General features: G+C 69.5%; 25 protein-coding genes, 1 tRNA gene and 2 pseudogenes. 11 read left to right on the forward strand and 17 right to left on the reverse strand.

Annotated elements, in window-relative coordinates:
• The first annotated feature begins 29 nt into the window (after positions 1-29).
• On the forward strand, positions 30-1,229 hold the full coding sequence (locus MQH10_RS09305; RefSeq protein ID WP_242563781.1) for a tetratricopeptide repeat protein: 1,200 nt from the start codon (positions 30-32) through the stop codon (positions 1,227-1,229).
• A gap of 3 nt (positions 1,230-1,232) precedes the next feature.
• On the opposite strand, the gene MQH10_RS09310 is transcribed toward MQH10_RS09305, so the two are convergent.
• From MQH10_RS09310 to MQH10_RS09340, 7 genes and pseudogenes are all read right to left on the reverse strand, one after another.
• Positions 1,233-2,552: a bifunctional folylpolyglutamate synthase/dihydrofolate synthase gene (locus tag MQH10_RS09310; protein ID WP_242563782.1), complete on the reverse strand. Its 1,320-nt coding sequence runs from the start codon at positions 2,550-2,552 to the stop codon at positions 1,233-1,235.
• Between the two features lie 27 nt (positions 2,553-2,579).
• Complete coding sequence (gene accD, locus MQH10_RS09315) at positions 2,580-3,512, reverse strand: acetyl-CoA carboxylase, carboxyltransferase subunit beta (protein ID WP_242563783.1); 933 nt, start codon at positions 3,510-3,512, stop codon at positions 2,580-2,582.
• A 6-nt stretch (positions 3,513-3,518) separates the two neighbouring features.
• Positions 3,519-4,352: a tryptophan synthase subunit alpha gene (gene trpA / locus MQH10_RS09320; protein WP_242563784.1), complete on the reverse strand. Its 834-nt coding sequence runs from the start codon at positions 4,350-4,352 to the stop codon at positions 3,519-3,521.
• Positions 4,349-5,570: pseudogene (gene trpB / locus MQH10_RS09325) on the reverse strand (tryptophan synthase subunit beta). The gene trpA and the pseudogene trpB overlap by 4 nt, the downstream one beginning before the upstream one ends.
• A 42-nt stretch (positions 5,571-5,612) precedes the next feature.
• Positions 5,613-6,257, reverse strand: a complete 645-nt coding sequence (locus MQH10_RS09330) for a phosphoribosylanthranilate isomerase (RefSeq protein ID WP_242563785.1) — start codon at positions 6,255-6,257, stop codon at positions 5,613-5,615.
• An 80-nt stretch (positions 6,258-6,337) separates the two neighbouring features.
• Positions 6,338-6,499: a hypothetical protein gene (locus MQH10_RS27250; RefSeq protein WP_473828309.1), complete on the reverse strand. Its 162-nt coding sequence runs from the start codon at positions 6,497-6,499 to the stop codon at positions 6,338-6,340.
• A gap of 65 nt (positions 6,500-6,564) precedes the next feature.
• A complete protein-coding gene (locus MQH10_RS09340) occupies positions 6,565-6,756 on the reverse strand; it encodes a GFA family protein (RefSeq protein WP_242563786.1) in 192 nt (63 codons plus the stop codon).
• Positions 6,757-6,888: 132 nt separating this feature from the next.
• On the opposite strand from MQH10_RS09340, the gene MQH10_RS09345 reads away from it, so the two are divergent.
• Positions 6,889-7,407, forward strand: a complete 519-nt coding sequence (locus MQH10_RS09345; RefSeq protein ID WP_242563787.1) for a GNAT family N-acetyltransferase — start codon at positions 6,889-6,891, stop codon at positions 7,405-7,407.
• A 6-nt stretch (positions 7,408-7,413) separates the two neighbouring features.
• On the opposite strand, the gene mscL is transcribed toward MQH10_RS09345, so the two are convergent.
• The 5 genes from mscL to aroA form a co-directional block, all read right to left on the reverse strand.
• Entirely contained in the window at positions 7,414-7,836 is a 423-nt protein-coding gene (gene mscL / locus MQH10_RS09350) for a large-conductance mechanosensitive channel protein MscL (protein WP_242563788.1), read from the reverse strand.
• An 85-nt stretch (positions 7,837-7,921) separates the two neighbouring features.
• Positions 7,922-8,206, reverse strand: coding sequence for an integration host factor subunit beta (locus MQH10_RS09355; RefSeq protein ID WP_242563789.1), 285 nt, complete (start codon positions 8,204-8,206; stop codon positions 7,922-7,924).
• A gap of 193 nt (positions 8,207-8,399) precedes the next feature.
• Positions 8,400-10,109 (reverse strand): 30S ribosomal protein S1, encoded by a 1,710-nt coding sequence (rpsA, locus tag MQH10_RS09360; RefSeq protein ID WP_242563790.1) that lies wholly within the window; start codon positions 10,107-10,109, stop codon positions 8,400-8,402.
• Between the two features lie 154 nt (positions 10,110-10,263).
• On the reverse strand, positions 10,264-10,914 hold the full coding sequence (cmk, locus tag MQH10_RS09365) for a (d)CMP kinase (protein ID WP_242563791.1): 651 nt from the start codon (positions 10,912-10,914) through the stop codon (positions 10,264-10,266).
• Positions 10,911-12,242 (reverse strand): 3-phosphoshikimate 1-carboxyvinyltransferase, encoded by a 1,332-nt coding sequence (gene aroA / locus MQH10_RS09370; RefSeq protein ID WP_242563792.1) that lies wholly within the window; start codon positions 12,240-12,242, stop codon positions 10,911-10,913. Before aroA ends, cmk begins: the two co-directional genes overlap by 4 nt.
• 109 nt (positions 12,243-12,351) lie before the next feature.
• On the opposite strand from aroA, the gene MQH10_RS09375 reads away from it, so the two are divergent.
• The 3 genes from MQH10_RS09375 (at position 12,352) to MQH10_RS09385 (ending at position 14,020) form a co-directional block, all read left to right on the forward strand.
• Positions 12,352-12,822, forward strand: a complete 471-nt coding sequence (locus tag MQH10_RS09375; protein ID WP_242563793.1) for a TIGR02300 family protein — start codon at positions 12,352-12,354, stop codon at positions 12,820-12,822.
• A 140-nt stretch (positions 12,823-12,962) separates the two neighbouring features.
• Positions 12,963-13,038: transfer RNA gene (locus tag MQH10_RS09380), tRNA-Ala, on the forward strand.
• Positions 13,039-13,297: 259 nt separating this feature from the next.
• Positions 13,298-14,020 (forward strand): 2OG-Fe dioxygenase family protein, encoded by a 723-nt coding sequence (locus MQH10_RS09385; RefSeq protein ID WP_336605071.1) that lies wholly within the window; start codon positions 13,298-13,300, stop codon positions 14,018-14,020.
• Here MQH10_RS09385 and rpiB read toward each other — a convergent pair.
• Positions 14,017-14,469 (reverse strand): ribose 5-phosphate isomerase B, encoded by a 453-nt coding sequence (gene rpiB, locus MQH10_RS09390; protein ID WP_242563794.1) that lies wholly within the window; start codon positions 14,467-14,469, stop codon positions 14,017-14,019. The genes MQH10_RS09385 and rpiB overlap by 4 nt on opposite strands.
• Before the next feature lie 163 nt (positions 14,470-14,632).
• Between rpiB and MQH10_RS09395 the strand changes: the two genes are divergently transcribed.
• Positions 14,633-14,971: a YciI family protein gene (locus MQH10_RS09395; protein WP_242563795.1), complete on the forward strand. Its 339-nt coding sequence runs from the start codon at positions 14,633-14,635 to the stop codon at positions 14,969-14,971.
• Positions 14,972-14,981: 10 nt separating this feature from the next.
• On the opposite strand, the gene MQH10_RS09400 is transcribed toward MQH10_RS09395, so the two are convergent.
• Positions 14,982-15,809, reverse strand: coding sequence for a LysR substrate-binding domain-containing protein (locus MQH10_RS09400; protein WP_336605072.1), 828 nt, complete (start codon positions 15,807-15,809; stop codon positions 14,982-14,984).
• Positions 15,810-15,983: 174 nt separating this feature from the next.
• Between MQH10_RS09400 and ilvD the strand changes: the two are divergent.
• Positions 15,984-17,833, forward strand: a pseudogene (gene ilvD / locus MQH10_RS09405) (dihydroxy-acid dehydratase).
• A 61-nt stretch (positions 17,834-17,894) separates the two neighbouring features.
• Complete coding sequence (locus tag MQH10_RS09410) at positions 17,895-18,914, forward strand: DUF2804 domain-containing protein (protein ID WP_242563796.1); 1,020 nt, start codon at positions 17,895-17,897, stop codon at positions 18,912-18,914.
• A gap of 3 nt (positions 18,915-18,917) precedes the next feature.
• Here MQH10_RS09410 and MQH10_RS09415 read toward each other — a convergent pair whose 3' ends face one another.
• On the reverse strand, positions 18,918-20,558 hold the full coding sequence (locus tag MQH10_RS09415) for a glycosyltransferase family 4 protein (RefSeq protein WP_242563797.1): 1,641 nt from the start codon (positions 20,556-20,558) through the stop codon (positions 18,918-18,920).
• Between the two features lie 164 nt (positions 20,559-20,722).
• Here MQH10_RS09415 and MQH10_RS09420 point away from each other — a divergent pair, with 164 nt between their 5' ends.
• Positions 20,723-21,145, forward strand: a complete 423-nt coding sequence (locus tag MQH10_RS09420) for an Hsp20 family protein (RefSeq protein WP_242563798.1) — start codon at positions 20,723-20,725, stop codon at positions 21,143-21,145.
• Positions 21,146-21,214: 69 nt separating this feature from the next.
• Entirely contained in the window at positions 21,215-21,481 is a 267-nt protein-coding gene (locus MQH10_RS09425) for a DUF1150 family protein (RefSeq protein ID WP_242563799.1), read from the forward strand.
• 181 nt (positions 21,482-21,662) lie between these two features.
• On the opposite strand, the gene ptsN is transcribed toward MQH10_RS09425, so the two are convergent.
• Positions 21,663-22,127, reverse strand: a complete 465-nt coding sequence (gene ptsN, locus MQH10_RS09430) for a PTS IIA-like nitrogen regulatory protein PtsN (protein ID WP_242563800.1) — start codon at positions 22,125-22,127, stop codon at positions 21,663-21,665.
• Between the two features lie 68 nt (positions 22,128-22,195).
• Positions 22,196-22,831, reverse strand: coding sequence for a ribosome hibernation-promoting factor, HPF/YfiA family (gene hpf / locus MQH10_RS09435; protein WP_242563801.1), 636 nt, complete (start codon positions 22,829-22,831; stop codon positions 22,196-22,198).
• 299 nt (positions 22,832-23,130) lie between these two features.
• On the opposite strand from hpf, the gene MQH10_RS09440 reads away from it, so the two are divergent.
• Positions 23,131-24,180, forward strand: a complete 1,050-nt coding sequence (locus MQH10_RS09440; RefSeq protein WP_242563802.1) for an aspartate-semialdehyde dehydrogenase — start codon at positions 23,131-23,133, stop codon at positions 24,178-24,180.
• The last annotated feature ends 47 nt before the right edge of the window (positions 24,181-24,227 follow it).

Raw genomic sequence — 24,227 nt, forward strand, 5'->3', positions numbered from 1 at the left:
TGCGCCGGGCGGTCGTCTAGCGTCGGACCATGTCCGAGCCAGACGTCGCCCGACGGCAGTATGAAGCGGCCGCCGCCCTGCATCGCCAGGGTCGGCTGGCCGAGGCCGAGGCCGCCTATCGCGCGGTCCTCGCCCGTCGCCGGGACGCGCCGCTCCTGGCCAATCTGGCTTCCGTCCTGCGCGGGCTGGACCGTTTCGACGAGGCGGTCGCCCTGCTGGAGGAGGCCGCCCGGGCCGCCCCCGCCCACCCCGACATCCGCTTCAATCTCGGCAACGCCTGCCGCGCCGCCCATCGGTGGGCCGAGGCCGAGGCCGCCTATCGCGAGACCCTGCGCTTGGCGCCGGACCACGCGCGCGCCCGCCTGCATCTGGGGCATCTGCTGCTGAGCCTGGGCCGCTGGGCCGAGGGCTGGCCGCTCTATGAGGCAAGGCTCGAGGTCCCCGGCGAGGGGGTCTCCGCCCCCCTGACCAAATTCCCCATGTGGCGCGGCGAAGACCTGGCCGGCCGCTCCATCCTCATCACCATCGAGCAGGGCCTGGGCGACGAGATCATGTTCGCTCGCTTCGCACCGGCGCTGAGGCGGCGCGGGGCCGCCAAGGTCACCCTGGCCAGCCGACGGCTGCTGGCCCCGCTGATGGCCGACCTCGCCGACGAGATCATCGTCGTCGATGCGGAGGCGTCGGTCCCGCCGCACGACTACTGGGTCTATCCCGCCTCCCTGCCCGGCCGCCTGGGTGTGAGCCTGGAGACCCTGTCCGGCGCGCCCTATCTGGCCGTACCCGCCGGACGCCAGGCGAAATGGTCTGGGTTCGCGGCGCCGGGGTTCAATGTCGGCGTGGTCTGGCATGGCAACCCGAACCAGCCGCGCGACCGCTATCGGTCGCTGCCCAGCCCGGAGGCCCTGGCGCCCCTGCGCGATTGCGGCGCCCGGATCATCGATCTCCAGGTTCCGCGCGAGGATTTCGGGGATCTGGCGGCGATCATGGCCCAGCTGGACCTGGTGGTCTCGGTCGACACGGCCCCCGCCCATCTGGCCGGCGCGCTCGGGGTTCCCTGCTGGATCCCCTATCCCTGGGCCGGCACCGACTGGCGCTGGCTGTGGGATCGCGCCGACAGCCCCTGGTACGACGCCGTCACCCTCTATCGCCAGGATCGGCACGGCGACTGGGCCGGGGTCATGGCCCGGATGGCGGCGGACCTGAAGGCCCTGGTCGCCCGAACGGCTTGACCTTCAGCTCGGCCAGGTCTCGGGGCTGAGGGCCAGGACCTCGCCGGCGAAATGCAGGCCGCCGCAGACCAGGACATGGGGCGGCGGGCCGGGCAGGGCGAGCGCGCGGCGCACACCCTCGGTCACGTCCGCCACCGTCTCGACCTTCAGCCCCGCCTGCTGCGCGGCCAGGGCGATGTCCTCGGCGGTCGCGGCGTTGGGCGAGTCGAAGCTGGTCGCGAAGACCTGGGGGTTCAGCTCGGCGAAGGGCGCGAAGAAGCCCACCGAATCCTTGCGGGCGAACATCGCCGACACCAGCACCAGCGGCCGCGGATCGCGCGCCACCAGGCCCCGCACGGACTCCGCCAGGGCCCGGCCCGCATGCGGATTGTGCCCGCCGTCCAGCCACAGGTCCGCGCCCCGGGCCTGCGCAAGCGCGCCGAGCGGGCCCGCGGTCAGGCGCTGGAAGCGGGCGGGCCAGACGGCCGAGGCGACCCCCTTGGCGATCGCCGCCTCGTCGATGCGCGGATCGTTCAGGGTGAGAATGGCCGCCACCGCCAGGCCGGCGTTGTCGAATTGGTGCGTGCCGAACAGCGACGGGGCGGGCAGGTCGAGATGGCGCTCGCCCACCTGCACCATCAGCCGGCCGCGCTCGGCCCAGGCGTCGGCGTCGCGGCCCATCAGGGTGACCGGCGCGCCCAGCGCCACCGCCTCGGCCAGGATCACGTCCTCGGCCTCCATCATCTGGCGGGCGGAGACCACCGGCCGGCCGGCCTTGATGATCCCGGCCTTCTCCCAGGCGATCTTGTCCAGCTCCGGACCCAGCATCTCAAGGTGGTCGTAGTCGACCGGGGTGATGACGCTGACCGCCGGGGCGTCGAACACATTGGTGGCGTCGAACCGGCCGCCCAGCCCCACCTCGACGATGCACAGGTCCGCCGGGGTGTCGGCGAAGGCCTCAAGCGCCAGGACCGTGGTGATCTCGAAGAAGCTAATCGGCTGGCCGGCGTTGGCCGCCTCCAGGCGGTCGGTCAGTTCGTCGAGGCGTTCGTCGCTGATCAGGGTCCCGGCCACCCGGATGCGTTCGGCGAACCGGACGAGGTGCGGCGAGGTGATGGCGTGAACCTTCAGGCCTGCGGCCTCGGCGATGGCGCGCAGATAGGCCACGGTCGAGCCCTTGCCATTGGTCCCGGCCACATGGATCACCGGCGGCAGCCGCCGTTCCGGATGGCCCAGGGCCGCGAGCAGCCGCTCCACCCGGCCGGTGGTCAGGTCGATCAGCGACGGGTGATTGGCGCGCAGACGCTGGATCACCGCGTCCGAGGCGCGGATGGGGTCATACATCGCGGTCTGCCGGTTCGAAGGGGAAGGTCAGGCGGCCTTGGTGTGGTCGCGACCCATCATCAGGGTCTTGAGCAGCGAGCCCAGCACGGACGGGATCTCGGCGCGGGTCACCACCCGGTCGATCATGCCGCGCTCCACCAGGAACTCGGCGCGCTGGAAGCCCGGCGGCAGCACCTCGCGGATGGTCTGCTCGATCACCCGGCGGCCGGCGAAGGCGACCATGGCGTTGGGCTCGGCCAGGTGGATGTCGCCCAGCATGGCGTAGGAGGCCGAGACCCCGCCCGTCGTCGGGTCGGTGAGCACGACGATATAGGGCAGGCCCGCGGCCTTGACCTCGTTCAGCGCCAGGGTGGTGCGGGCCATCTGCATCAGGGCGAGCGTGCCCTCCTGCATGCGCGCGCCGCCGGCGGCGGTGAAGATCACATAGGGGCACTCACGGCGGACGGCTTCCTGCGCGGCCTTGATGAAGGCCTCGCCCACGCCCATGCCGAGCGAACCGCCCATGAAGCTGAAGTCCTGGACCGAGACCACGGCCGGCTGGCCCTGGATGGTCCCGTAGCCCGAGCTCAGCGCCTCATGGGCGCCGGTCGCCTTGCGGGCCGCCTTGAGGCGATCGCCATAGGGCCGCTCGTCGGGGAATTTCAGCGGGTCCTCGACGACCTTGGGGGCCTCGATCGGCTCGAACTTTCCGTCGTCGAAGGTGTAGCGCAGGCGCTGGGCCGCGCCGATCCGCATGTGGCTGCCGGACGGGGTGACCCACAGGGCCGCCTCCAGGTCCGAGCGGTAGATCATCTCCCCAGTGTCGGGGCATTTGACCCACAGATTCTCAGGCGTCTCGCGCTTGGCGACCAGATTGCGCACGCCGGGCGCGATCTTGGCCAGCCACCCGCCGCGCTCACGCGGGGTCGTGGACGCCGGAGTCTTGCCGGCCTTGTCGTTTCGCTGTTCAGCCATCGCCATGGGGTCTTACACCGTGAGGCTTTCGACTCGCGCGGAACGCACAGCCTTAGCCAAGGAATCGACTTTGGAAAGCACCCGGGCGGTCACGGTTTCGTTGACCGCCAGAGCTTCGGCGACTTCTTCGACCAGGGCCGAGCCGACCACGACCCCGTCCGCCACCCGGGCGACCGCCGCGGCGCGCTCCGGCGTGCGGATGCCGAAGCCCACGCAGACCGGCAGGCCGCTCGCCGCGCGGACCCGCTGGACATGGGGGGCGACGACCGCCGCATCGGCCTCCTTCACCCCGGTGACGCCGGCCACCGAGACATAATAGGCGAAGCCGGAGGTGCGCTTCTGGATGATCTTCAGCCGCGCGTCGTCGCTGGTGGGCGTCGACAGCAGCAACAGCGACATCTGTTCGGCGTCGAGCGCGTCGGCCAGGGGATCGGCCTCCTCCGGCGGGATGTCGACCACGATCAGGCCGTCGGCGCCGGCCGCCGCAGCGTCGCGCGCAAAGGTCTCGAAACCCCGGTTGATCAGGGGATTGGCGTAGCCCATCAGAATGATCGGCGTCGTCTGGTCGACCTGCCGGAACTCGGAAATCATCTGCAGAGTCTTGGTGAGCGTCATGCCCTTGTCCAGGGCCCGCAGCGCCGCACGCTGGATCGGCGGGCCTTCGGCCATGGGGTCGGAGAAGGGGAAGCCCAGCTCGATCACATCGGCGCCCGCGCCCGGCAGGCCCTTGAGGATCTCGAGCCCCGTCGCATAGTCCGGGTCGCCGGCCATGACATAGGCCACGAAGGCCGCGCGGCCCTCGGCCTTGAGCGCGGCGAACCGCGCGTCGATACGAGCCTTGGTCAAATCGTCCGTCCGAGATGGGCGGCCACGGTGGCGACGTCCTTGTCGCCGCGGCCGGAAAGATTCAGCACCACGATACCGTCCTTGCCGACGTCCTTCACCACGTCGCCCAGGCGGGCGAGCGCGTGGGCGGACTCGATGGCCGGCAGAATGCCTTCCAGCTGGGCCAGGAGGGTGAACGCCTCCAGAGACTCAGCGTCGGTGGCGGTCAGATAGGTCGCCCGGCCGACATCGTGCAGCCAGGAATGCTCTGGCCCGATGCCGGGATAGTCGAGGCCGCGAGATCGAGTGGGCCTCGGTGATCTGGCCCTCGGGATCCTGCAGCAGATAGGTCATGTTCCCGTGCAGCACGCCCGGGCGGCCGCCATTGATCGCCGCGGCGTGGCGGTCGGTGTCCATGCCCTCGCCGGCGGCCTCGACGCCATAGAGGCGGACGCCCTCGTCGTTCAGGAACGGATGGAAGATGCCGATGGCATTGGAGCCGCCGCCGACGCAGGCGACCACCGCGTCGGGCAGACGGCCCTCGGCGGCCAGGGTCTGCTCGCGCACTTCCTTGCCGATCACCGACTGGAAGTCGCGGACCATCTCCGGATAGGGGTGCATGCCGGCCGCCGTGCCGATCATGTAATAGGTGTCGTGGACGTTGGTGACCCAGTCGCGCAGGGCCTCGTTCATGGCGTCCTTGAGCGTGGCCGAGCCGGAGGTCACCGCCTCGACCCGGGCGCCCAGCAGATTCATGCGGAACACATTGGGCTTCTGCCGCTCGACATCGACGGCACCCATATAGACCACGCAGGGCAGGCCGAAGCGGGCGCAGACCGTGGCCGAGGCCACCCCGTGCTGACCCGCGCCGGTCTCGGCGATGATCCGGGTCTTGCCCATGCGCCGCGCCAGCAGGATCTGGCCCATGCAGTTGTTGATCTTGTGGGAGCCGGTGTGATTCAGCTCCTCGCGCTTCAGATAGATCTTGGCGCCGCCATAGTGCCGGGTCAGACGCTCGGCGAAATAGAGCGGGCTGGGGCGTCCGACATAGTGGGTCAGGAAGCCGGAGAGCTCGGCCTGGAAGGCGGGATCGGCCTTCGCCGCCCGATAGGCCGCGTCCAACTCGTGGACCAGCGGCATCAGGGTCTCGGGCACGTAGCGGCCGCCATAGTCCCCGAACCGGCCCTGGGCGTCCGGATAGGCGGAATAATCGTTGGGGGCGGGGGTCGGCGCGTTCACGTCACTATCACTCGGCTCTGGGAAGGGGCTCAGGCAATACGTTCAGGCGCGGCGGACGGCTTCAAGGAACGCCGTGATCAAGGCCGGGTCCTTTAAGCCGGGTCCGCGCTCCACGCCAGAGGAAACGTCCACCAGGGGCGCGCCGGACAACCGCACGGCGTCGACCACGTTCCAGGGGTCCAGTCCGCCGGCCAGCAGCCAGGGGCGCTGGAACCGGTGGCCCATCATCAGGCTCCAGTCGAAGCGCGCGCCGTTGCCGCCGGGCAGCTCGGAATCGGCCGGGGCCTTGGCCTCGAACATCAGGTGGTCGACCGCGGCCTCATAGGCCTTGGCGGCCGACAGGTCGTGGGCGGTGGAGACCGGCAGCACCTTGATGACGCCCGCCCCGGTCCGGCGGCCCACGTCGCGGGCGCGGGCCGGGGTCTCGTGGCCGTGCAGCTGGATCAGATCGGGCTTCAGGATGCGGGTCAGCCGGTCCAGCATCTCGTCGTCGGGATCGACCGTGACGGCGACCACCTTGACGTTCTTAGCCCGGGCCGGCGGCGTCAGGCGCGCGGCGGCCTCCGGCGTGATGTCGCGCGGGCTCTTGGGGAAGAAGATGAAGCCGATATGGCTCGCCTTCCCGTCCACGGCCGCCTGAACGGCCTCGGGGGTCTTCATTCCGCAGATCTTGGCCGTGACGGTCATGGGTCGGGATTAGGGTGTTCGATGGGTCTGGCGCAAGGGCTTGCGGGGCTTGTGGTCCCGAGGGCGAACCTGATCCCGGCCTAGCCTGGAAGTCCGTCCATCCGGGGAATCTCCTCAAGCCGCTCATCCCAGCTGGCCCGGCTGGCGAAGCAGATATGGGCGGCGGGGCGGATGTCGATCTCGCCGTCGAGGCTGCCCGCCGGTGCGACCAGCAGGGCGCCCCCTGACTGGAGGCCCGGCACCGCGGAGCCGCAGACGCCGCAGAAGCTCCGCTGGTGGCGCGTCGACGGCGCCTGATAGGTCCTGATCAGTCCTGGCCGGACAACCAGGTCAGCTTGGCGGTGCTCGAAAACAGATTGGCCGCGTGGGCCGAGCCCGTGTCCTTGCGACAGCGGGAGCAGTGGCAGAGGAAGAAGGCCTCGAACGGTCCGGAAATCTCAAAGGCGATTCCGCCACATAGGCACGAGCCGGCCGTCGTCGCCGTCGAGGCTTCGTCCATATCGCGCTCCCGTCATCCCGCTTCGCGTCCGGCCGGCATGGCCCGCGCGTCGGAGGCTTAGGGGACTCCTCACGCCGCGCGCAAGGCGCGCGGGCATGGTATCGACGCCGCAAGGGCGAGGGAGCGGGACGGATGGATCTGAAAACGAGCGTACGCGAGGCCGCCGCATCGGAAGCGCCTCTGATCGCCGGCCTGGCCCAGTTCTATATCTACGATTTCTCGGAGCTGGAGCCGACGGAGTCCGATCGTTTCGAGTTCGACGCGGCGGGCGGCCTGGGCGAACTGCCCCATCTGGACGACCATTTCACCGCGCCCGACCGGCACGCCCTGCTGATCCTGGCCGGCGACCGGCCGATCGGCTTTGCACTTCTCAACACCCACTCCCATCGGGGCGGGAGCGTGGAGCGCAACATGGGCGAGTTCTTCATCGCCCGGAAATATCGCCGCGGCGGGCGTGGGGCCGAGGCGGTGCGCCAGATCCTGGCCCAATATCCTGGCCGCTGGGAGGTGGCGGTGGCCGAGCGCAACCTGACGGCCAGGGCCTTCTGGCCGCGCGCCATCGAGGCCGCGGCCAATGTCTCGCAGCTGGAGCAGCTGGCCGGCGACGGCGAGCACTGGTCCGGGCCGATCTGGACCTTCCAGGCCGGCTGAGCCCGCCTATTTGGCGGCGGGCGCCTTCAGGAGATCGCGGATCTCCATCAGCAGGGCCTCGGTGTGGCTGGGCGGCGGCTGCTCGGCCTCGGGCTTGGCGGCGTCGTTGCGGCGCATGGCGTTCACCGCCTTGACCAGCAGGAACACCACCCAGGCGACGATCAGGAACTGGATCACGGTGTTGAGGAAGGCGCCGTACTGGATGGCGACCAGCTCATCGATCTTGGTCGCGGGATTGTCGGGCCGCAGGACGAGCTTCATGTCCGAGAAGTCGACGCCGCCGGTGATCAGGCCAATCGGCGGCATGATCACCTGTTCGACCAGACTCTTGGTGATGTTGTTGAAGGCCGCGCCGACGATCACACCGACGGCCAGGTCAATGACGCTGCCGCGGGCGATGAATTCCCGAAATTCGCTGAAGATGCCCATGGCGGCCTCCTGAGGTTCAAGGCTCAGGTTCCCGCGATCCGGGGCGAAAGGTCAATCCTGACCGCCCCAGAACGGGCGGCAGGGCCTATTCGTCGGCGTTGAGCCGCTCGCGCAGCTCCTTGCCGCTCTTGAAGAACGGCACGTGCTTGGCGCGGACGTCGACCGCCTCGCCGGTGCGCGGGTTGCGACCGGCGCGCGCGTCGCGCGAGCGGACCGACAGGGCCCCGAAGCCGCGCAGCTCGACCCGGCCGCCTTCTTCCAGGGCCAGGATCATGCGCTCCAGGATCACCCCCACCACGCGCTCAATGTCGCGCTGCGTGAGATGCGGATTCTCTTCGGCGAGTTTGGCGATGAGTTCCGACTTGATCATACCCTGTTCCGGTCTTGCGGCGGTCGGAACATGGTCGAGTCCTTTGGGATGTTCAAGGCGGGAAAAGGGTTGACCCGCATTTCACTCTATCGATCCGGGTCGCGGCGCCGCCAAACCCGGCGCCTGAAAACGACGAAGCCCCGCCCGGACATGCCGGACGGGGCTCCACCAACCTATTGGTGCAGGCGGAAGCCTACTCCTTTTGGGCCTTCTCGCGGAGAGCCGCGCCCAGGATGTCGCCCAGCGAGGCGCCGGAGTCCGAGGACCCGAACTGCTCGATGGCTTCCTTCTCCTCGGCCATTTCCAGGGCCTTGATGGAGACGGAGACGCGACGGGCGGCCTTGTCGACATTGGTGACCTGAGCGTCGACGCGGTCACCCACGGCGAAGCGCTCGGGGCGCTGGTCGGCGCGGTCGCGCGACAGGTCCGACTTGCGCACGAAGGCGGTCATCGGGGCGTCGTCTTCGCCGAACTTCACTTCGATGCCGCCCGAGGTGACCTCGGTGACGGTGACGGTGACGGTCTGGCCCTTGCGGAAGCCGTCGCCAGCCAGGGGATCGCCAGCCAGCTGCTTGATGCCGAGGCTGATGCGTTCCTTCTCGATGTCGACGTCGAGGACGCGCGCCTTGACGATCTCGCCCTTGTGGTAGCGGGCGATGGCTTCTTCACCGGCGACCGCCCAGTCCAGATCGGACAGGTGGACCATGCCGTCGATGTCGTTCTCCAGACCGATGAACAGGCCGAACTCGGTGGCGTTCTTGACTTCGCCCTCGACGGTCGAGCCGATCGGGTGAGCGGCGACGAACGCGTCCCAGGGGTTGTCCATGGCCTGCTTCAGGCCGAGCGACACGCGACGCTTGGACGGATCGACGTCCAGCACGACCACGTCGACTTCCTGCGAGGTCGAGACGATCTTGCCGGGGTGGACGTTCTTCTTGGTCCAGGACATTTCCGAGACGTGGACCAGGCCTTCGACACCGGGTTCCAGCTCCACGAAGGCGCCGTAGTCGGTGATGTTGGTGATCCGGCCGGTGAACTTCGCGCCCACCGGATACTTGGCTTCCACGCCGTCCCACGGGTCGGACTGCAGCTGCTTCATGCCGAGGCTGATGCGTTGCGTGTCCGGGTTGATCTTGACGATCTGGACCTTCACCGTGTCGCCGACCGCGAGCACCTGGCTCGGGTGGTTGACGCGCTTCCAGCTCATGTCGGTGACGTGCAGCAGGCCGTCGATGCCGCCCAGGTCCACGAACGCGCCGTAGTCGGTGATGTTCTTGACGACGCCTTCGCGGATTTCGCCTTCCTGCAGCTGGGAGACCAGCTCGGTGCGCTGTTCGGCGCGGGCTTCTTCCAGGATCGCGCGGCGCGAGACCACGATGTTGCCGCGCGGGCGGTCCATCTTCAGGATCGCGAACGGCTGCTCGCGGCCCATCAGCGGGCCGACGTCGCGGACCGGGCGGATGTCGACCTGGCTGCCCGGCAGGAAGGCCGAGGCGCCGCCGAGGTCGACGGTGAAGCCGCCCTTCACGCGGCCGACGATCGAACCCATGACCGGCTCGTTGCGCTCATAGACGCCTTCAAGACGGGTCCAGGCTTCCTCGCGGCGGGCCTTGTCGCGGCTGATGACCGCTTCGCCCATGGCGTTTTCGACGCGTTCCAGGAACACTTCGACGGTGTCGCCGACCTTGAGCGGGGTCTTGCCGTCCTCACCGAGGCCGAATTCCTTCAGCGAGATCCGACCTTCGGTCTTCAGACCGACGTCGATGATCGCGAAGTCCTTCTCGATGCCCACGACCTGGCCCTGAACCACAGAGCCTTCCATGAAATCGCGCCCGCCCATGGATTGGTCGAGCAGCGCGGCGAAATCGTCGCGCGAGGGGTTGAGGCCCATATCGTCAGCCATATTGATCTTTCGTCTTCAAATGACATGGGGCCCGGCAGCCGCTTGGCGTCCAGACGGAGTCCCCGTGTCGGGTTAAGGGTTGCAACCGATAGCGCGGGTTTCCGCGCCGGTGTGTTTGCCCGCGGCGACGAGGGAAAGGCGCGGGTGGATTTGCTTACCGGGAGGACTCCCAGCGGGCGCGCGCCGCCTCGACAATGCGGCGGGCCGCATCGGTGGCGTGCTCTATAGTCATTTTACTGGTGTCCAGCAAGACGGCGTCCGGGGCGGCCACCATGGGCGAGTCGGCGCGGCCGGAATCGCGGGCGTCGCGCTTCTTGATGTCGTCGACGATATCGGCCAGCTCGACCGCCTCGCCCTGGCCGGTCAGCTGCTTCCAGCGGCGCTCGGCGCGAACTTCCGGGTCGGCCGTGACATAGAGCTTGGCCGGGGCCTCCGGGCAGATGACCGTGCCCATGTCGCGGCCGTCCAGCACGGCGCCGCCGGGCTGGCGCGCGAAGTCGAGCTGGAGATCCCGAAGCGCCATGCGCACGGGGGTATGAACCGCGACGCGGCTGGCGGCCTCGCCGGCGGCCCGAGTGCGGAACTCCGGATCGGCCAGCATCTGCGCCTTCAGCGTCCGGGCCATGGCGCCGGCCTCGCCCGCGTCGTCCAGGTTCCCGCCGGCCCTTTGCAGCATCACGCCCACGGCGCGATAGAGCAGGCCGGAATCCAGCACCGGCAGGCCATAAAGCGCGCCCAGGCGGTTGGCGATGGTGCCCTTGCCGGAAGCGGCCGGCCCGTCGACGCAGATCACGAAGCCGCTCACGCGGTCTCTCCGAGGTCGGCGCCCAGCCCGACCATCATCTGAACGAAGCCCGGGAACGAGGTGGCGATCATGCCGGGTTCGTCAACGCTGACCGGCTGGTCTGAAGCCAGCCCCATGACCAAGTGCGACATGGCGATCCGGTGATCGCCCTTGGTCACCACACGCGCGCCGCCGCGGGCCGGATGATTGGCCTTGGCCGCGCCGACCACGATCAGGCCCTCGGGCTCTTCCTCGACCCCAATGCCGCAGGCGGCCAGGCCGGCGGCCATCAGCGCGATCCGGTCGCTCTCCTTGACCCGCATCTCGCCGATGCCGCGCATGTGGGTCGCCCCGCGGGCGTGGGCCGCGGCCACCGCCAGGATCGGATATTCGTCGATCATCGAAGGCGCCCGCTCCGGCGGGACCTCGACCCCGGCCAGGTCGGAATAGCGGGCCGTGATGTCGCCGACCTCCTCGCCGCTCTCGACGCGGATGTTCGTGATCTCGAGGTCCGCGCCCATCTCCTTCAGGGTCGTGAACAGGCCGGTGCGCAGGGGATTCAGCAGCACGCCCTCCACCGTCACCTCCGAGCCGGGGGTGATCAGGGCCGCGACCAGGGGGAAGGCGGCCGAGGACGGATCGCCCGGCACCCGCACATGGGTCCCGGTCAGGACCTGGCCGCCCGGCAGGTCGATGTGTCCGACGCCGTCGATGATCTCGACATTCACCGTCGCCCCAAAGCCGCGCAGCATCCGCTCGGTGTGATCGCGGGTGGCCTCCGGTTCGATGACCAGGGCCCCGCCCTCGGCGTGCAGCCCGGCCAGCAGCACGGCCGACTTCACCTGGGCCGAGGCCATGGGCAGGCGATAGGCGATGCGCTTCAGACCGCCGCCCTGCAGGGTGAGCGGCAGCCGCCCGCCGGACCGCCCGAGGAAAACCGCCCCCATCTCGCGCAGAGGATTCAGCACCCGGTTCATCGGCCGGCCGCGCAGGGAGGCGTCGCCGGTGAAGGTGGCGGCCAGGTCGAACCCCGCCGCGGCGCCCATGATCAGCCGCACCCCGGTGCCGGCGTTGCCGCAGTCGATGACGTCGGACGGCTCGGCGAAGCCGCCCTTGCCCACCACTCGCCAATGGCCCTCGCCCAGCCGCTCGACCTCGGCGCCGAAGGCGGCCATGGCCTGCGCCGAACGCTTCACGTCCTCGCCTTCCAGGAGGCCCTCGACCTCGGTCACGCCGTTCGCCAGGGCGCCGAAGATCAGGGCCCGATGAGAAATGGATTTGTCGCCAGGGGCGCGCACGCGACCCCGCAGCGGGCCGCCGCGTCGCGCGGTCAGTCCAGCCGACGTCATGGGAATACCAAGCCTGTTGTTTTCACGAGGGGGTTTGCTTTTGACAGCGGCGCCTTCGCGTGGCAAGTGAGCCGGCTTCAATTTGAACCCCTGCTTAGAGGCCCTCCACTTGGCCAACCCTGAACTGGGCGCAAAGCAAATCTGCCCGAACTGCCAGGCGAAATTCTACGACCTCGGTCGTCGCCCCGCGGTCTGCCCGAAATGCGCCAACGAATTCGACCCTGACGAGGCCGTCCGCAGCCGCCGCGTGCGCGCCCGCGTCGCCCCGACCGATCACGAGCTCGACGACGAGCGCGAAGATCAAGTCCGCGCCAAGCCCGACGCGGAGGACGAGGAAGAAGACGAGATCGTCACCCCGGCCATCGACGAAGCCGTCGATGAGCCGATCCTGGCCGTCGACGACGACGAGGACGGCGAGCCGATCGCCGCGCCGGAAGACGAACTGGCCGGCTTCCAGGAAGACGACGAGGACCTGGAAGAGGACGACGCCGACGTGCCGTTCCTCGAGGACGAGGAAGACGATTTCGACGACACCGAGATCGACGGCCTCCCCGGCGAAGGCGACGACGACGATCGCTAGATTCCGGCCGTAAAACGCCTGCGACGATCCCGCCCGAAAAATTCCTTCGGGCGGGGTTGATCGCAGCAAACTGTCGGACTAGGTTCCGCGCCTCTTCGGGGACGGGGCTTTCGCCCACCACCCGAAGAACCCGAAACTTCGGGGCTATAGCTCAGTTGGTAGAGCGCTTGAATGGCATTCAAGAGGTCAGCGGTTCGACTCCGCTTAGCTCCACCATAACGGCCGCTTCCCACCGGAAGCGGCCGTTTCCATTTGGGGGTTGCGCCGGACGCGCGCTTCGAGCCCTCGCCCCGCTTCGCGGGGAGAGGGTTGGGTGAGGGGTTCTTGCTGACCCGCCGCCGGTAACCTGCTCGCCGAAAGACGCTTCGCTCTCGCTACGCGCCCCTCACCCTACCCTCTCCCCCAAGGGGGCGAGGGAATGCGCGTGTGGTCGCTTCCGTTTGTGCTTCAGCCATGCACGCCCATATCTGCCCCCATGACACAGCCTGACCTCCATACCCTGGTGCGCCGCGACGGGTTCGACTTCATCCCTGCGCGCCAGATGGCGGCGGTCCTGGGGCCGGAGGCGGCCGCCGCGTGGCCCGTCCTGGCGGAGAGCTGGAATGATCTGGGCGAGGACCGGTTCATGGCCGATGGCGGACGCTATCGCCGCCGCCGGCACGCCGCCCTGTCGGCGTCAAAGGGCGCGTTCGTGCGCAAGCCGCACCAGCCGCACTATCAGAGCCGCGACTACAACCCACTGAATGGCGGGGTGCAGCGATGGTTCGAGCCGGTGACGGACGCGACCCTGGCCAATCCGGCGATGCAGGCCGTGCTCGCCGCCTGCGACCGGATGGTCACGGGCGAGGCCGGGGCGCGGGACTGGCATGTGGAGCTGCACCAGTTCCGCATCGAGCCCGAGCCTGGCCAAACCGCCAGCCCGACCCCTGAGGGCCTGCACCGCGACGGCGTGGACTGGGTGTTCGTCATGCTGATCGCCCGCGAGAACGTCGCGGAGGGCGTGACGCGGATCGCCGGCGCCGGCGGCGACGACGATCTCGATCGCTTCGTCCTGGCTGAACCGATGGACGCGGTGTTCCTCGACGACCGCCGCGTGCGCCACGGGGTGACGCCGATCCAGGCGGTGGATCCGACCCGGCCCGCCTATCGCGACGCCCTGGTGATCACCTTCGCCCAGACCGCGCCGGTCGGGCCCTAACCCTTCTCCAGCGCCTTGATCATCTCGACCCGTGGCGCATGACGGCCGCCCTCGAACGCGGCGGCCAGGAAGGCGTCGACGATGTCCAGCGCCAGGCCCTCGCCGACCACGCGGGCGCCGATCGCGATCATGTTGGCGTCGTTGTGCTGGCGGATCATGCGGGCGGAGAAGGTGTCAGAGCAGACGCCGCAGCGGATTCCCGGGATCTTGTTGGCGGCCATCATGATCCCCTGGCCCGTGCCGCACAGGATGATCCCCAGCTGACAGTCGCCGGAGGCCACCCGCCGCGCGGCCTCCGCGCCCCGCTCAGGATAGGGCGTGCTCTGCGCCTCCGTCGGACCGATATCCACCGCCTCCCAGCCCTGGGCCGCCAGATGGGCGGCGATCGCCAGCCTCAGCGGAATGGCGGCGTGGTCGCTGGAGAGCACGATGCGGCGGGCGTCGGTCATGGGAAGGCGTCCGAAAGGGCGAAGGGCGGCGGCCGGGTTGGATCAGGCGCGACCGGCTTCGTCAATTTTTCCATGGTCGGGGCGGCGCGGGCTTGTCGGTTGGGCCCGCGGATGCGCGTCCTATGGGCGACCGGCAGAGCGCCGGCGAATGGAGGACACCGGGATGAAGACCTTTCTGGCGCTGTTCATGGGCTCGGCCGACTCAGCCCGTACCCCCGCCGACATGAGCGAGGCCGACATGGCCCGCGGCATGGCCGCCTGGGGCGCGTGGATGGCGGCCAATGCCGGGCGGCTCGTCGAGGCGGGCGGGCCGGTGGGCTCGACCAAGAGCGTCTCGAAGCGAGGCGTCGAGGACATCCGCAACCAGGTGGGCGGCTATGTGGTGCTGACCGCCGAGAGCCATGACGAGGCCGCCGCCCTGTTCAAGGACCACCCGCATTTCACCATCTTCCCCGGCGACCGGGTGGAGGTGATGGAGCGGCTGCCGATCCCGGGGGCGTGAGGGCGGCGCTTCACGCCGCAGCGACTTCCCAGGCGACCTTGAGGAACCGCTCCAGGGTGGGCGTGGCGTCGTCGCGACGCCAGGCGAGGCCGGTCTCCAGGGTCGGCGCTTCGCCGGCGAGCGGGAGATAGCGGACGCCGGTGCGGGCGAGGTGGCGCAGGGAGGCGGGCACAAGGGCCAGGCCCATGCCGGCCGAGACCAGGCTGATGATGGTCTGCATCTGCACCGCCTCCTGGGTGACCCGGGCCTGGCCGCCATGGGCGGTGAAATAGCCGGTCACCAGGTCGTAGAAGGCCGGGGCCGAGCGGCGGGGGAAGATGATCAGGGGCGCGTCGATCACGGCGGCCGGCGGCAGGGCGTCGGCGGACGGCAGGCGTCCGGCCTCGATCCAGAGCTCCGGCACGGCGGCGACCAGGGGCTCGGTCACCAGGGGCCGGTAGCTGAGGGCCTGGGGCAGGACGCCGCCCGGCGGCGGGATGATGATGCCCGCATGGCCCCGGCCCTCCACGAGGTCAGTGATCTGCACGTCGCTGGTGGCCTCGGTCAGGGCCAGCTCGACCGCCGGATAGAGGCCGGCGAAGCGGCGGACCAGGGCGGGCAGGACGGAATAGTCGGCGGTGGAGACGAAGGACAGCTCCAGCCGGCCGGCGTCCCCGTCGCGCAGTCGCCGCGCGACGCCGGGCAGGTCGGCGAGGTCGGCCAGGACGGCGCGGACCGGGACCAGCCACTGCTCGCCGAAGGGGGTGAGCGCCACGCTGCGCTTGCTGCGGAGGAACAGAGGCGCGCCGAGTTCGTGCTCCAGGGCCTGGATCGACTGGCTGAGCGGCGGCTGAGTCATGCCGAGCTTCAGGGCCGCGCGCCGAAATGCAGGGTTCGGCGACGGCGGCGAAGTGGCGAAGCTGGCGCACGTCCATCGGTGATATGTCCTGCGACCTAATTGGGTCAGAGTAATATATTTCACCACTGTCTGGCGATGGGCTACGGAGACGGGACCTTCACGCGAGATCCCGCCATGCCCGCCTATCGCTCCCGCACCTCCACCCACGGCCGCAACATGGCCGGCGCCCGCGGCCTGTGGCGCGCCACAGGCATGAAGGACGGCGATTTCGGCAAGCCGATCATCGCGGTGGTCAACAGCTTCACCCAGTTCGTGCCCGGCCACGTGCACCTGAAGGACCTGGGCCAGCTGGTCGCCCGCGAGATCGAGCAGGCCGGCGGGGTGGCCAAGGAATTCAACACCATCGCGGTCGATGACGGCATCGCCATGGGCCATGACGGCATGCTCTACAGCCTGCCCTCCCGCGAACTGATCGCTGACAGCGTGGAATACATGGCCAACGCCCACTGCGTGGACGCGCTGGTCTGCATCTCCAACTGCGACAAGATCACGCCCGGCATGCTGATGGCGTCCCTGCGGCTGAACATCCCCACGGTCTTCGTGTCCGGCGGGCCGATGGAGGCCGGCAAGGTGGTGCTGAAGGGCAAGGAAGTGGCGCTGGACCTGGTGGACGCCATGGTCGCGGCCGCCGACGAGGCGGTGTCGGACGCCGAGGTCTCGGCGATCGAGCGGGCCGCCTGCCCCACCTGCGGCTCCTGCTCGGGCATGTTCACCGCCAATTCGATGAACTGCCTGACCGAGGCGCTCGGCCTGTCCCTGCCCGGCAACGGCTCGGTGCTGGCCACCCACGCCGACCGCGAGCGGCTGTTCCTGGAGGCCGGCCGCACGGTCGTGGACATCACGCGGCGCTATTACGAGCAGGACGACGAGAGCGTGCTGCCCCGCAAGATCGCCAGCTTCGCGGCCTTCGAGAACGCCATGTGCCTGGACATCGCCATGGGCGGCTCGACCAACACCGTGCTGCACCTGCTGGCCGCCGCCCACGAGGCGGAGGTGGACTTCACCATGGACGACATCGACCGGCTGTCGCGCAAGGTGCCGTGCCTGTCCAAGGTCGCCCCGGCCAAGTCCGACGTGCACATGGAGGACGTCCACCGCGCCGGGGGCGTGATGGCGATCCTGGGCGAGTTGGACCGCGCCGGCCTGCTCACCACCGACCTACCGACCGTCCACGCCACGACCATGGCCGAGGCCCTGAACCGCTGGGACATCGCGCGGACCAACAGCGAGGACGTGCGCACCTTCTTCCGCGCCGCCCCGGGCGGGGTGCCGACCCAGGTCGCGTTCAGCCAGAGCCGCCGCTGGGAGGAACTGGACCTGGACCGCGCCGGGGGCGTGATCCGCGACGCCGCCCACGCCTTCTCCCAGGACGGCGGCCTGGCCGTGCTGAAGGGCGACCTCGCCCCCGACGGCTGCATCGTCAAGACCGCCGGCGTGGACGAGAGCATCCTGAAATTCTCCGGCCCCGCGCGGTGTTCGAGAGCCAGGACGCCTCGGTCAGCGCCATCCTGACCGGCAAGGTCAAGGCCGGCGACGTGGTGGTCATCCGCTATGAAGGGCCGCGCGGCGGGCCGGGCATGCAGGAGATGCTGTACCCAACCAGCTATCTGAAATCGAAGGGCCTGGGCAAGGAATGCGCCCTGATCACCGATGGCCGCTTCTCCGGCGGCACCTCGGGCCTGTCGATCGGCCACGTCTCGCCGGAAGCCGCCGAGGGCGGCCTGATCGGCCTGGTCGAGGACGGCGACATCATCGCCATCGACATCCCCAACCGCTCCATCAGCCTGCAGGTGGCGCCGGCCGAGATCGCGGCGCGGCGCGCGGCCATGGAGGCCAAGGGCGACGCCGCCTGGCGGCCGGCTGCGCCCCGCAACCGCAAGGTCTCCACCGCGCTCAAGGCCTATGCCGCCTTCACCACCAGCGCCGCCCGCGGCGCGGTGCGCGACCTGGACCAGAAGCGCTAGGGCCTTTCCCGCCCCTGGCGGTCCGGGCCATACAGGCCGGGGGTCGCCAGGGGGAGACGAGATGCAGCACCGAATGGGGCCCGGCCCCCTGCTCGACGCCAGAGGCCGGCTGACAGAGCCCGGCTGGGCGACCGCCGAGGTGAAGACCTATGCCCGCGCCGCCGTGAAGGCGCCGAAGTGGCGGCTGAAGGAATGGGACTATTACGCGGTGCTGGGGCCCAGGTTCGGCCTGGCGCTAACCGTGGCCGACAACGGCTATATGGGCCTGCTCGCCACCGCCTGGATGGATTTCGAGGCCAAGACGGCGACCAATGGCGCGGCCATGCTGGGCTTTCCCATGGGGCGCATGGGCTTGCCTGAGACCGCAGAGGCGGGCGACATCGTCCAGGCGCACGGCGGGATCCGCCTTGAATTCCGCCACGAGGCGGGCGGGCGGCGGCTGATCGTCGACCAGCCGGGATTTGACGGCGGCAAGGGGTTGAAGGGCGAGATCTTCCTGCGCCAGCCGCCCATGGACCGGATGGTGATCGCCACCCCGTTCCCGAACGCGCCCAGGGCCTTCTACTACAACCAGAAGATCAACTGCCTGGCCGCCGAGGGCGAGGTGGTCGTGGGCGGGACGCGCCACCGGTTCGATCCGGCCGAGGCCTTCGGGGTGCTCGACTGGGGCCGGGGCGTCTGGACCTATGACAACACCTGGTACTGGGGCTCGGCCTCGGGCCTGGTGGACGGGCGGCCCTTCGGCTTCAACATCGGCCACGGGTTCGGGGACACCTCGGCGGCCAGCGAGAACATGGTCTTCCTGGACGGCGTGGCCCACAAGCTGGGCGAGGTGACCTTCCACCTGCCCAAGGGCGCGCACGATGGCGGGCCCTGGCGCTTCACCAGCAACGACGGCCGGTTCGAGATGAGCTTCGAGCCGATCGTCGACCGGGCCTCGGCCACCGACCTCGGGATCCTGCGCTCGATCCAGCACCAGGTGTTCGGCCGGTTCTCCGGCGCGGTCGGGCTGGACGACGGGACGCGGCTGAGGATCGACAACCTGCTGGGCTTCGCCGAGGAGGTGGAGAACCGCTGGTAGGGCTCAGGCCGGGGTCAGGACGACCAGGCCGAACTTGGCGAGCCACATCACGCCACGACGGGCCACGGCCGGCGGGCCGCCCATGGCGGCCACAAGACTGGCGACGCTGGGGGCGCCGGCCTCCGCCAGGCGGTGCAGGGCGACCAGGGTCGCCTGCGGCAGGTGTTCGTCGACCAGGGCCTTGGCGAGGTGAAGCTGGAGCAGGGTCTGCAGGGCCTGGCCCGACCCCGGGGCGGCGGCGACCGTCCAGGCGTCGGACAGGATCGCCGTCGGATAGGTCGCGAACAGGGCGAAGGGGTCAGGCCGGGCGGGCCAGGCGACCGGCGGCGCGGCCGGAGCCGCCCGGCGCAGGCCGTCCAGCTCTTCCACCAGGTCCAGGTACCGCTCGAGAATCACCGGCCAGCGATAGTCGGCGACGGCGCGGGCCCGGCCCGCCGCGCCCATGCGGGCGCGCAGCTCGGCGTCCCCGGCCAGGGTGGCGATGCGGTCTGTAAGCTCGGCGACATCCACGGCCGTGGCGAAGGACAGCCGGCCGACGAACTGGTCATAGGTGTCGCGCTCCTCCGCATAGCGGGAGATGAGATCGCCGCCGGCGCCGGGCGGCGCGGCCACGGTGCGCACCCGGAAGCCGTCGAGCCCGTCACGGACCGTATCGCGATAGCCGTTCCAGTCGCTGACCAGGACGGGCAGGCCCGCGGCCATGGCCTCGATGGGGGTGAGGCCGAAGGTCTCCTGCACATTGTCGGCCAGGGAGGCGAAGACGTCGGCCGCCTGCCAGGCCGAGGCGTAGGCCCGGGCGTCGGCGCCATCGACATGCTGGATGCGCACCGAGGGGGCGAGCGCCGCCTGGGCCGCGCGATAGACGTCGCGCACCGCGGGCGTCGGAAACACCCCGGCCTCGAGCAGGACGAGCCGGCGGCCCGTCCGCCGGGCGGCCGCCTCAAGCGCCTGATAGAGCGGGGCGGGATTGGCCTTGGCGTGGAAGACCAGCCGCCCGGCGAACAGGAACGCCACCTCGTCCTCGGCGAGGCCGAGCGCGGTCCGGGCGCGGGCGATGGTCGCCGGGGTCCGGCGCAGGGCGTCGGTGTCGACGCCGAGCGGAATCACCGGCGTCTGGACCTGGACGAAGCGGTCGGCGCCCAGCTCGCGCGCCGCCCAGTCGCGATAGTCGGCCTGCAGCCGCAGCACCACGTCGCGGGCCACCTGCGAGGTGCAGATCAAGGCGTCCCAGGGCTGGAAGGGCGCGAGCGCCTGGACGGCGACGGCGTCCATGCTCTCCACCGTCGCCAGGGTGTGGGTGACGCCGAACAGGCTGTAGCGGCGGGGGTCCTGCGCGTTGCGGGCATGGGCCAGGCGCGGAACGACGGGGGCCGGCCAGTAGAGGGCGCCCAGCCGATCCCCCAGCGGGGCGGGCGGCCCCCGATGCCACTGCAGGCGGCCCCGGAACTTCAGACCCTGGAGCTGCTCGCCGAACGCCTTGGCCTCGCCGGAGAAGACGCCCAGGGCGTGCAACTCGCCGGCCGGCCACATGTCGACGATGGCCTTCAGGAGCCCCTGTCCCGCGCTCTGGCGGCCCATGATCTTGCCGGCCATGGAGAAGCTGTCGACCGCATAGGCGAGGGCGAAATTCAGGGGTCTGACCATGCCCTTTCCTGGCCTTGGCTCGCGCCTCAGGCAAGAGCGGAACAGAGTTGGCGCGACGCTCCATTGAACCTTGCGGAAAGCATCACCACATTGAAGTCATCCGAGGGACGCGCCGGTTCTGGGCGGAGCCTCGGAGAGTCGCTTGATCTTGCGAGGACTCTGGAATGAATCGATCTGTGGTTTTCGACAGCCCCTTCCTGCTGGGGTTCGAGCATACGCGAAGCCTTATCGAGCGCGCGGCCAAGGCCGCCGCCGAAAGCTATCCGCCATACAATGTGGAGGACCGGGGCGCGGGCGCGCTTCGCATCACCCTGGCGGTGGCCGGCTTTACGCCCGACACCCTGCAGATCACGCTTGAGGACCGGCACCTGACGGTGGCGGGCAAGCGCGAGGACGGCGGGGGCAAGGCCGAGGACGCCTATCTGCATCGCGGCATCGCCGCGCGCGGCTTCGTGCGCTCCTTCGTCCTGGCCGACGGCATGGTGGTCGAGCGCGCCCTGCTCGAGCATGGCCTGCTGCACATCGATCTCGACCGTCCCGAACCCGATCGTCTGGTGAAACGCATTCCGATCCAGACGGCCGGCTGAGGACGGACTGGGCGCCCGGCCGAACCCGGAGGGCGTCATAAGCGTTAGTGTTTCAAGGAGGTGGTCATTATGACACCCAATTTCGCGACCGATCTTTCTCTGGAAGCCTTCGCCGCCCTGGGCGGCCCCGATCTCGTCTATGTCCGGCCGATCAAGGCCGCCGAGATCCTGGCCTCGACCCCGAACGGCCAGATCGAGGGCTTCGAACTCCAGCCCGACCAAGTGCTCTACGCGGTCCACCGCGCCAATGGCGAACGCCTGGCCGTGATGACCGACAAGGACACCGCCATGGCCGCCGCGCTGGCCCATGAGCTCGCGCCGGTGTCGGTGCACTAGATCTTATTGTCCACGAACCACACGAACGACACGAACGAGCCCGCGCCAGTTCAGGTCGTTTCCGACAGGCTTCTGTCCATCACCTCGACAACCCACCCCGCCGGGGGCGGCCACGAATCCGTTCGTGTGGTTCGTGTGGTTCGTGGACCGTCTTCCTGCGATCGACCCTGCAGGCCCGCGTCTAGGCCGCGGTCGAGCGGGCTTCCTGGGCGAGCAGGACGTGGATGGCGTCGGCGGTGCGGGCCTGGCGCAGCTGTTCGCGCAGGTCGCCCTGGCGCAGGACGCGGGAGACGCGGGCGAGGGCCCGCAGATGCTCCGACCCCGCATTGGCCGGAGCCAGCAGGGCGAAGATCAGATCGACCGGCTGGTCGTCGATGGCGGCGAAGTCGACCGGCTGCTCCAGGCGCATGAACACGCCGCACATCCGCTGCAGGCCCTCGACCCGGGCATGGGGCACGGCGACGCCGTGGCCGACGCCGGTGGAGCCGTGGCTCTCGCGTTCGGTGAGGGCCTCGAGCACGCGGGCGGACTCCAGGCCGAAATTGCGCGACGCGATCTCGGAGATCGCCGCCAGGACCTGACGCTTGCTGGACGCGCTCGCACGCGGCGCGATGGCCGCGCGATCCAGAATCTCACCAATCAACATTGTCTCGCGACGCCCAATTACACTGCCCGCCCCACGTAGACCGACGCGGAGCAGGCGAAACGCGATCCCTAGGGAGCCGTTCCGTTCGCCCCGTTCCCGTTCGGCGATTTGGTGCGTTCGGGATCGATCCAGCCGATGTTCCCGTCGGGCCGGCGATATACCACGGACAATCCGCCGTGGGCCGCGTTCCTAAACACGATTGTTTGAGATTCCGTCAAGTCCAACTCCATGACCGCCATGGAAACGGTCATCGTGCGGAGCGCTTTCTCCGTTTCGGCGATCACCATGGCCGAGGGGAAGGGACCGGTCGCCGCTGAGTCGGCGTCGTCCCAGGCCTCGTCGGTGTCATCGTCCGGCGCGCGCAGCACGAAATAGGAGGCGGTCTCGGCCTGGCGTGCGGTGGCGGCGATCGAGTGGCTTTTCAATCGCTGCTTATACCGGCGAATGCGGCTCTCGATCTTGGCCAGGGCGGCGTCGAACGCGCCATGCGCGTCATTGCCCAGACCGTGACTCTGCAGGGACTGGCCGGAGGCCAGCTTCACCGCACAGTCGACCCTGAAGGAATGGCCCTCGCGACTGACGACCACGTCGGCGATGCCGCCGCGATCGAAGTACTTCCCGATGGAGCCGGTGATTTCATCGGTGACCCGCTCACGCAGGGCCTCTCCGACGGCGACATGCTTTCCAGCGACTTGGACTTGCATGAGGAGAAGAACGCGCCTGTCCGCAGATGGTGTCAAGCACCCTTCCCGTGTGCCGCAGGCGTGATCGGCGGGAGGCGAAAAGCCGCAGGCTTTGACAGGCGCGGGGTTGATGGGCTATCGGGCCTTCATGCGGTGCATGACCATTAAAAGCGCGATTAAAACGACCGGGCTCTCGGGGCCTGGGGGTTCGCGCGCGCACGCCGCATAACAACCCTCAGCAGACCCCGCCGGCAGGACGGGGTCGCAGGGTTTCCTAACCTTCGCCGCTCCCGGTCCCCGGCTCATCCCCGGAGAGACCCATGACGCATCCCAATCCCAGCTTCCCCGACCAGGCCCAGGCCCGCCCCCTGAACGTCGCCATTGTCGGCGCCACCGGCGCCGTGGGCGTTGAACTGATGGGCTGCCTTGAGCGGCGGGGCTTTCCCGTCGCCTCGCTGCGGCTGCTCGCCTCGGCGCGCTCAGCCGGCCGCACCCTGCCCTTCAAGGGTCAGGACGTGGTGATCGAGGCGCTGGGCCCTGACAGCTTGCAGGGCATGGACGTGGCCCTGTTCTCGGCCGGCGCCACCATCAGCCGCCAGTACGCGCCGATCGCTGCCGCGGCCGGCTGCGTGGTGATCGACAATTCCTCGGCCTTCCGGATGGACGAGGGCACGCCCCTGGTGGTGCCCGAGGTCAATGGCGCCCTGCTCGCCGACCGCCCGGCCCTGGTGGCCAATCCCAACTGCGTGGCGGCCATCGCGGTGATGGCTCTGGCCCCGCTGCACGCCCGCAACCCGGTGACCCGGGTGATCGGCGCCACCTATCAGTCGGCCTCCGGCGCCGGGGCCGCGGCCATGGCCGAACTCGAGGCCTCCACCACCGCCTATCTTGCCGGCGAGGCCTATGCGCCGAAGGTGCTGCCGCACCCCTACGCCTTCAACCTGTTCAGCCACAACGCCGATGTCGACGCCGCCAGCGGCTATAACGGCGAAGAGCTGAAGGCCATGGCCGAGATCCGCAAGATCCTGGCGGCGCCGGACATGCGGCTGTCCTTCACCTGCGTGCGGGTGCCGGTGCTGCGCGCCCACTCCATGGCGCTGACGGTCGAGTTCGAGCGCCCCGTGACCCCGGCGGAGGCCGAGGCCTGGCTGGCCGACGCGGCCGGCGTGCGGCTGGTCAATGATCACGCGGCCAATCACTACCCCATGCCCAACGAGGCCTCGGGCGGCGACGACGTGCTGGTGGGCCGGATCCGCGCCGACCTGTCGGATCCCACCGGCCGGACCCTGTCGCTCTTCCTGTCCGGCGACCAGCTGCTGAAGGGCGCGGCGCTCAACGCCGTGCAGATCGCCGAGGCCCTGCCGCGCTGAGGCCAAGTGGTCTGGTCGGCTGTCCGGAATTGGGGCTTTCGACCAGA

This window comes from Phenylobacterium aquaticum (genome assembly GCF_022695515.1).
GTDB lineage: Bacteria > Pseudomonadota > Alphaproteobacteria > Caulobacterales > Caulobacteraceae > Phenylobacterium > Phenylobacterium aquaticum.

What these genes read in the sequence shown, in the direction of transcription:
- MQH10_RS09305 (WP_242563781.1), top strand. Translation starts at nt 30, where the DNA reads ATGTCCGAGCCAGACGTCGCCCGACGGCAGTATGAAGCGGCCGCCGCC.
- MQH10_RS09310 (WP_242563782.1), bottom strand. Translation starts at nt 2,552, where the DNA reads ATGTATGACCCCATCCGCGCCTCGGACGCGGTGATCCAGCGTCTGCGC.
- accD (WP_242563783.1), bottom strand. Translation starts at nt 3,512, where the DNA reads ATGGCGATGGCTGAACAGCGAAACGACAAGGCCGGCAAGACTCCGGCG.
- MQH10_RS09330 (WP_242563785.1), bottom strand. Translation starts at nt 6,257, where the DNA reads ATGACCGTCACGGCCAAGATCTGCGGAATGAAGACCCCCGAGGCCGTT.
- MQH10_RS09340 (WP_242563786.1), bottom strand. Translation starts at nt 6,756, where the DNA reads ATGGACGAAGCCTCGACGGCGACGACGGCCGGCTCGTGCCTATGTGGC.
- MQH10_RS09345 (WP_242563787.1), top strand. Translation starts at nt 6,889, where the DNA reads ATGGATCTGAAAACGAGCGTACGCGAGGCCGCCGCATCGGAAGCGCCT.
- mscL (WP_242563788.1), bottom strand. Translation starts at nt 7,836, where the DNA reads ATGGGCATCTTCAGCGAATTTCGGGAATTCATCGCCCGCGGCAGCGTC.
- MQH10_RS09355 (WP_242563789.1), bottom strand. Translation starts at nt 8,206, where the DNA reads ATGATCAAGTCGGAACTCATCGCCAAACTCGCCGAAGAGAATCCGCAT.
- rpsA (WP_242563790.1), bottom strand. Translation starts at nt 10,109, where the DNA reads ATGGCTGACGATATGGGCCTCAACCCCTCGCGCGACGATTTCGCCGCG.
- aroA (WP_242563792.1), bottom strand. Translation starts at nt 12,242, where the DNA reads ATGACGTCGGCTGGACTGACCGCGCGACGCGGCGGCCCGCTGCGGGGT.
- MQH10_RS09385 (WP_336605071.1), top strand. Translation starts at nt 13,298, where the DNA reads ATGACACAGCCTGACCTCCATACCCTGGTGCGCCGCGACGGGTTCGAC.
- rpiB (WP_242563794.1), bottom strand. Translation starts at nt 14,469, where the DNA reads ATGACCGACGCCCGCCGCATCGTGCTCTCCAGCGACCACGCCGCCATT.
- MQH10_RS09395 (WP_242563795.1), top strand. Translation starts at nt 14,633, where the DNA reads ATGAAGACCTTTCTGGCGCTGTTCATGGGCTCGGCCGACTCAGCCCGT.
- MQH10_RS09400 (WP_336605072.1), bottom strand. Translation starts at nt 15,809, where the DNA reads ATGACTCAGCCGCCGCTCAGCCAGTCGATCCAGGCCCTGGAGCACGAA.
- MQH10_RS09410 (WP_242563796.1), top strand. Translation starts at nt 17,895, where the DNA reads ATGCAGCACCGAATGGGGCCCGGCCCCCTGCTCGACGCCAGAGGCCGG.
- MQH10_RS09415 (WP_242563797.1), bottom strand. Translation starts at nt 20,558, where the DNA reads ATGGTCAGACCCCTGAATTTCGCCCTCGCCTATGCGGTCGACAGCTTC.
- MQH10_RS09420 (WP_242563798.1), top strand. Translation starts at nt 20,723, where the DNA reads ATGAATCGATCTGTGGTTTTCGACAGCCCCTTCCTGCTGGGGTTCGAG.
- MQH10_RS09425 (WP_242563799.1), top strand. Translation starts at nt 21,215, where the DNA reads ATGACACCCAATTTCGCGACCGATCTTTCTCTGGAAGCCTTCGCCGCC.
- ptsN (WP_242563800.1), bottom strand. Translation starts at nt 22,127, where the DNA reads ATGTTGATTGGTGAGATTCTGGATCGCGCGGCCATCGCGCCGCGTGCG.
- hpf (WP_242563801.1), bottom strand. Translation starts at nt 22,831, where the DNA reads ATGCAAGTCCAAGTCGCTGGAAAGCATGTCGCCGTCGGAGAGGCCCTG.
- MQH10_RS09440 (WP_242563802.1), top strand. Translation starts at nt 23,131, where the DNA reads ATGACGCATCCCAATCCCAGCTTCCCCGACCAGGCCCAGGCCCGCCCC.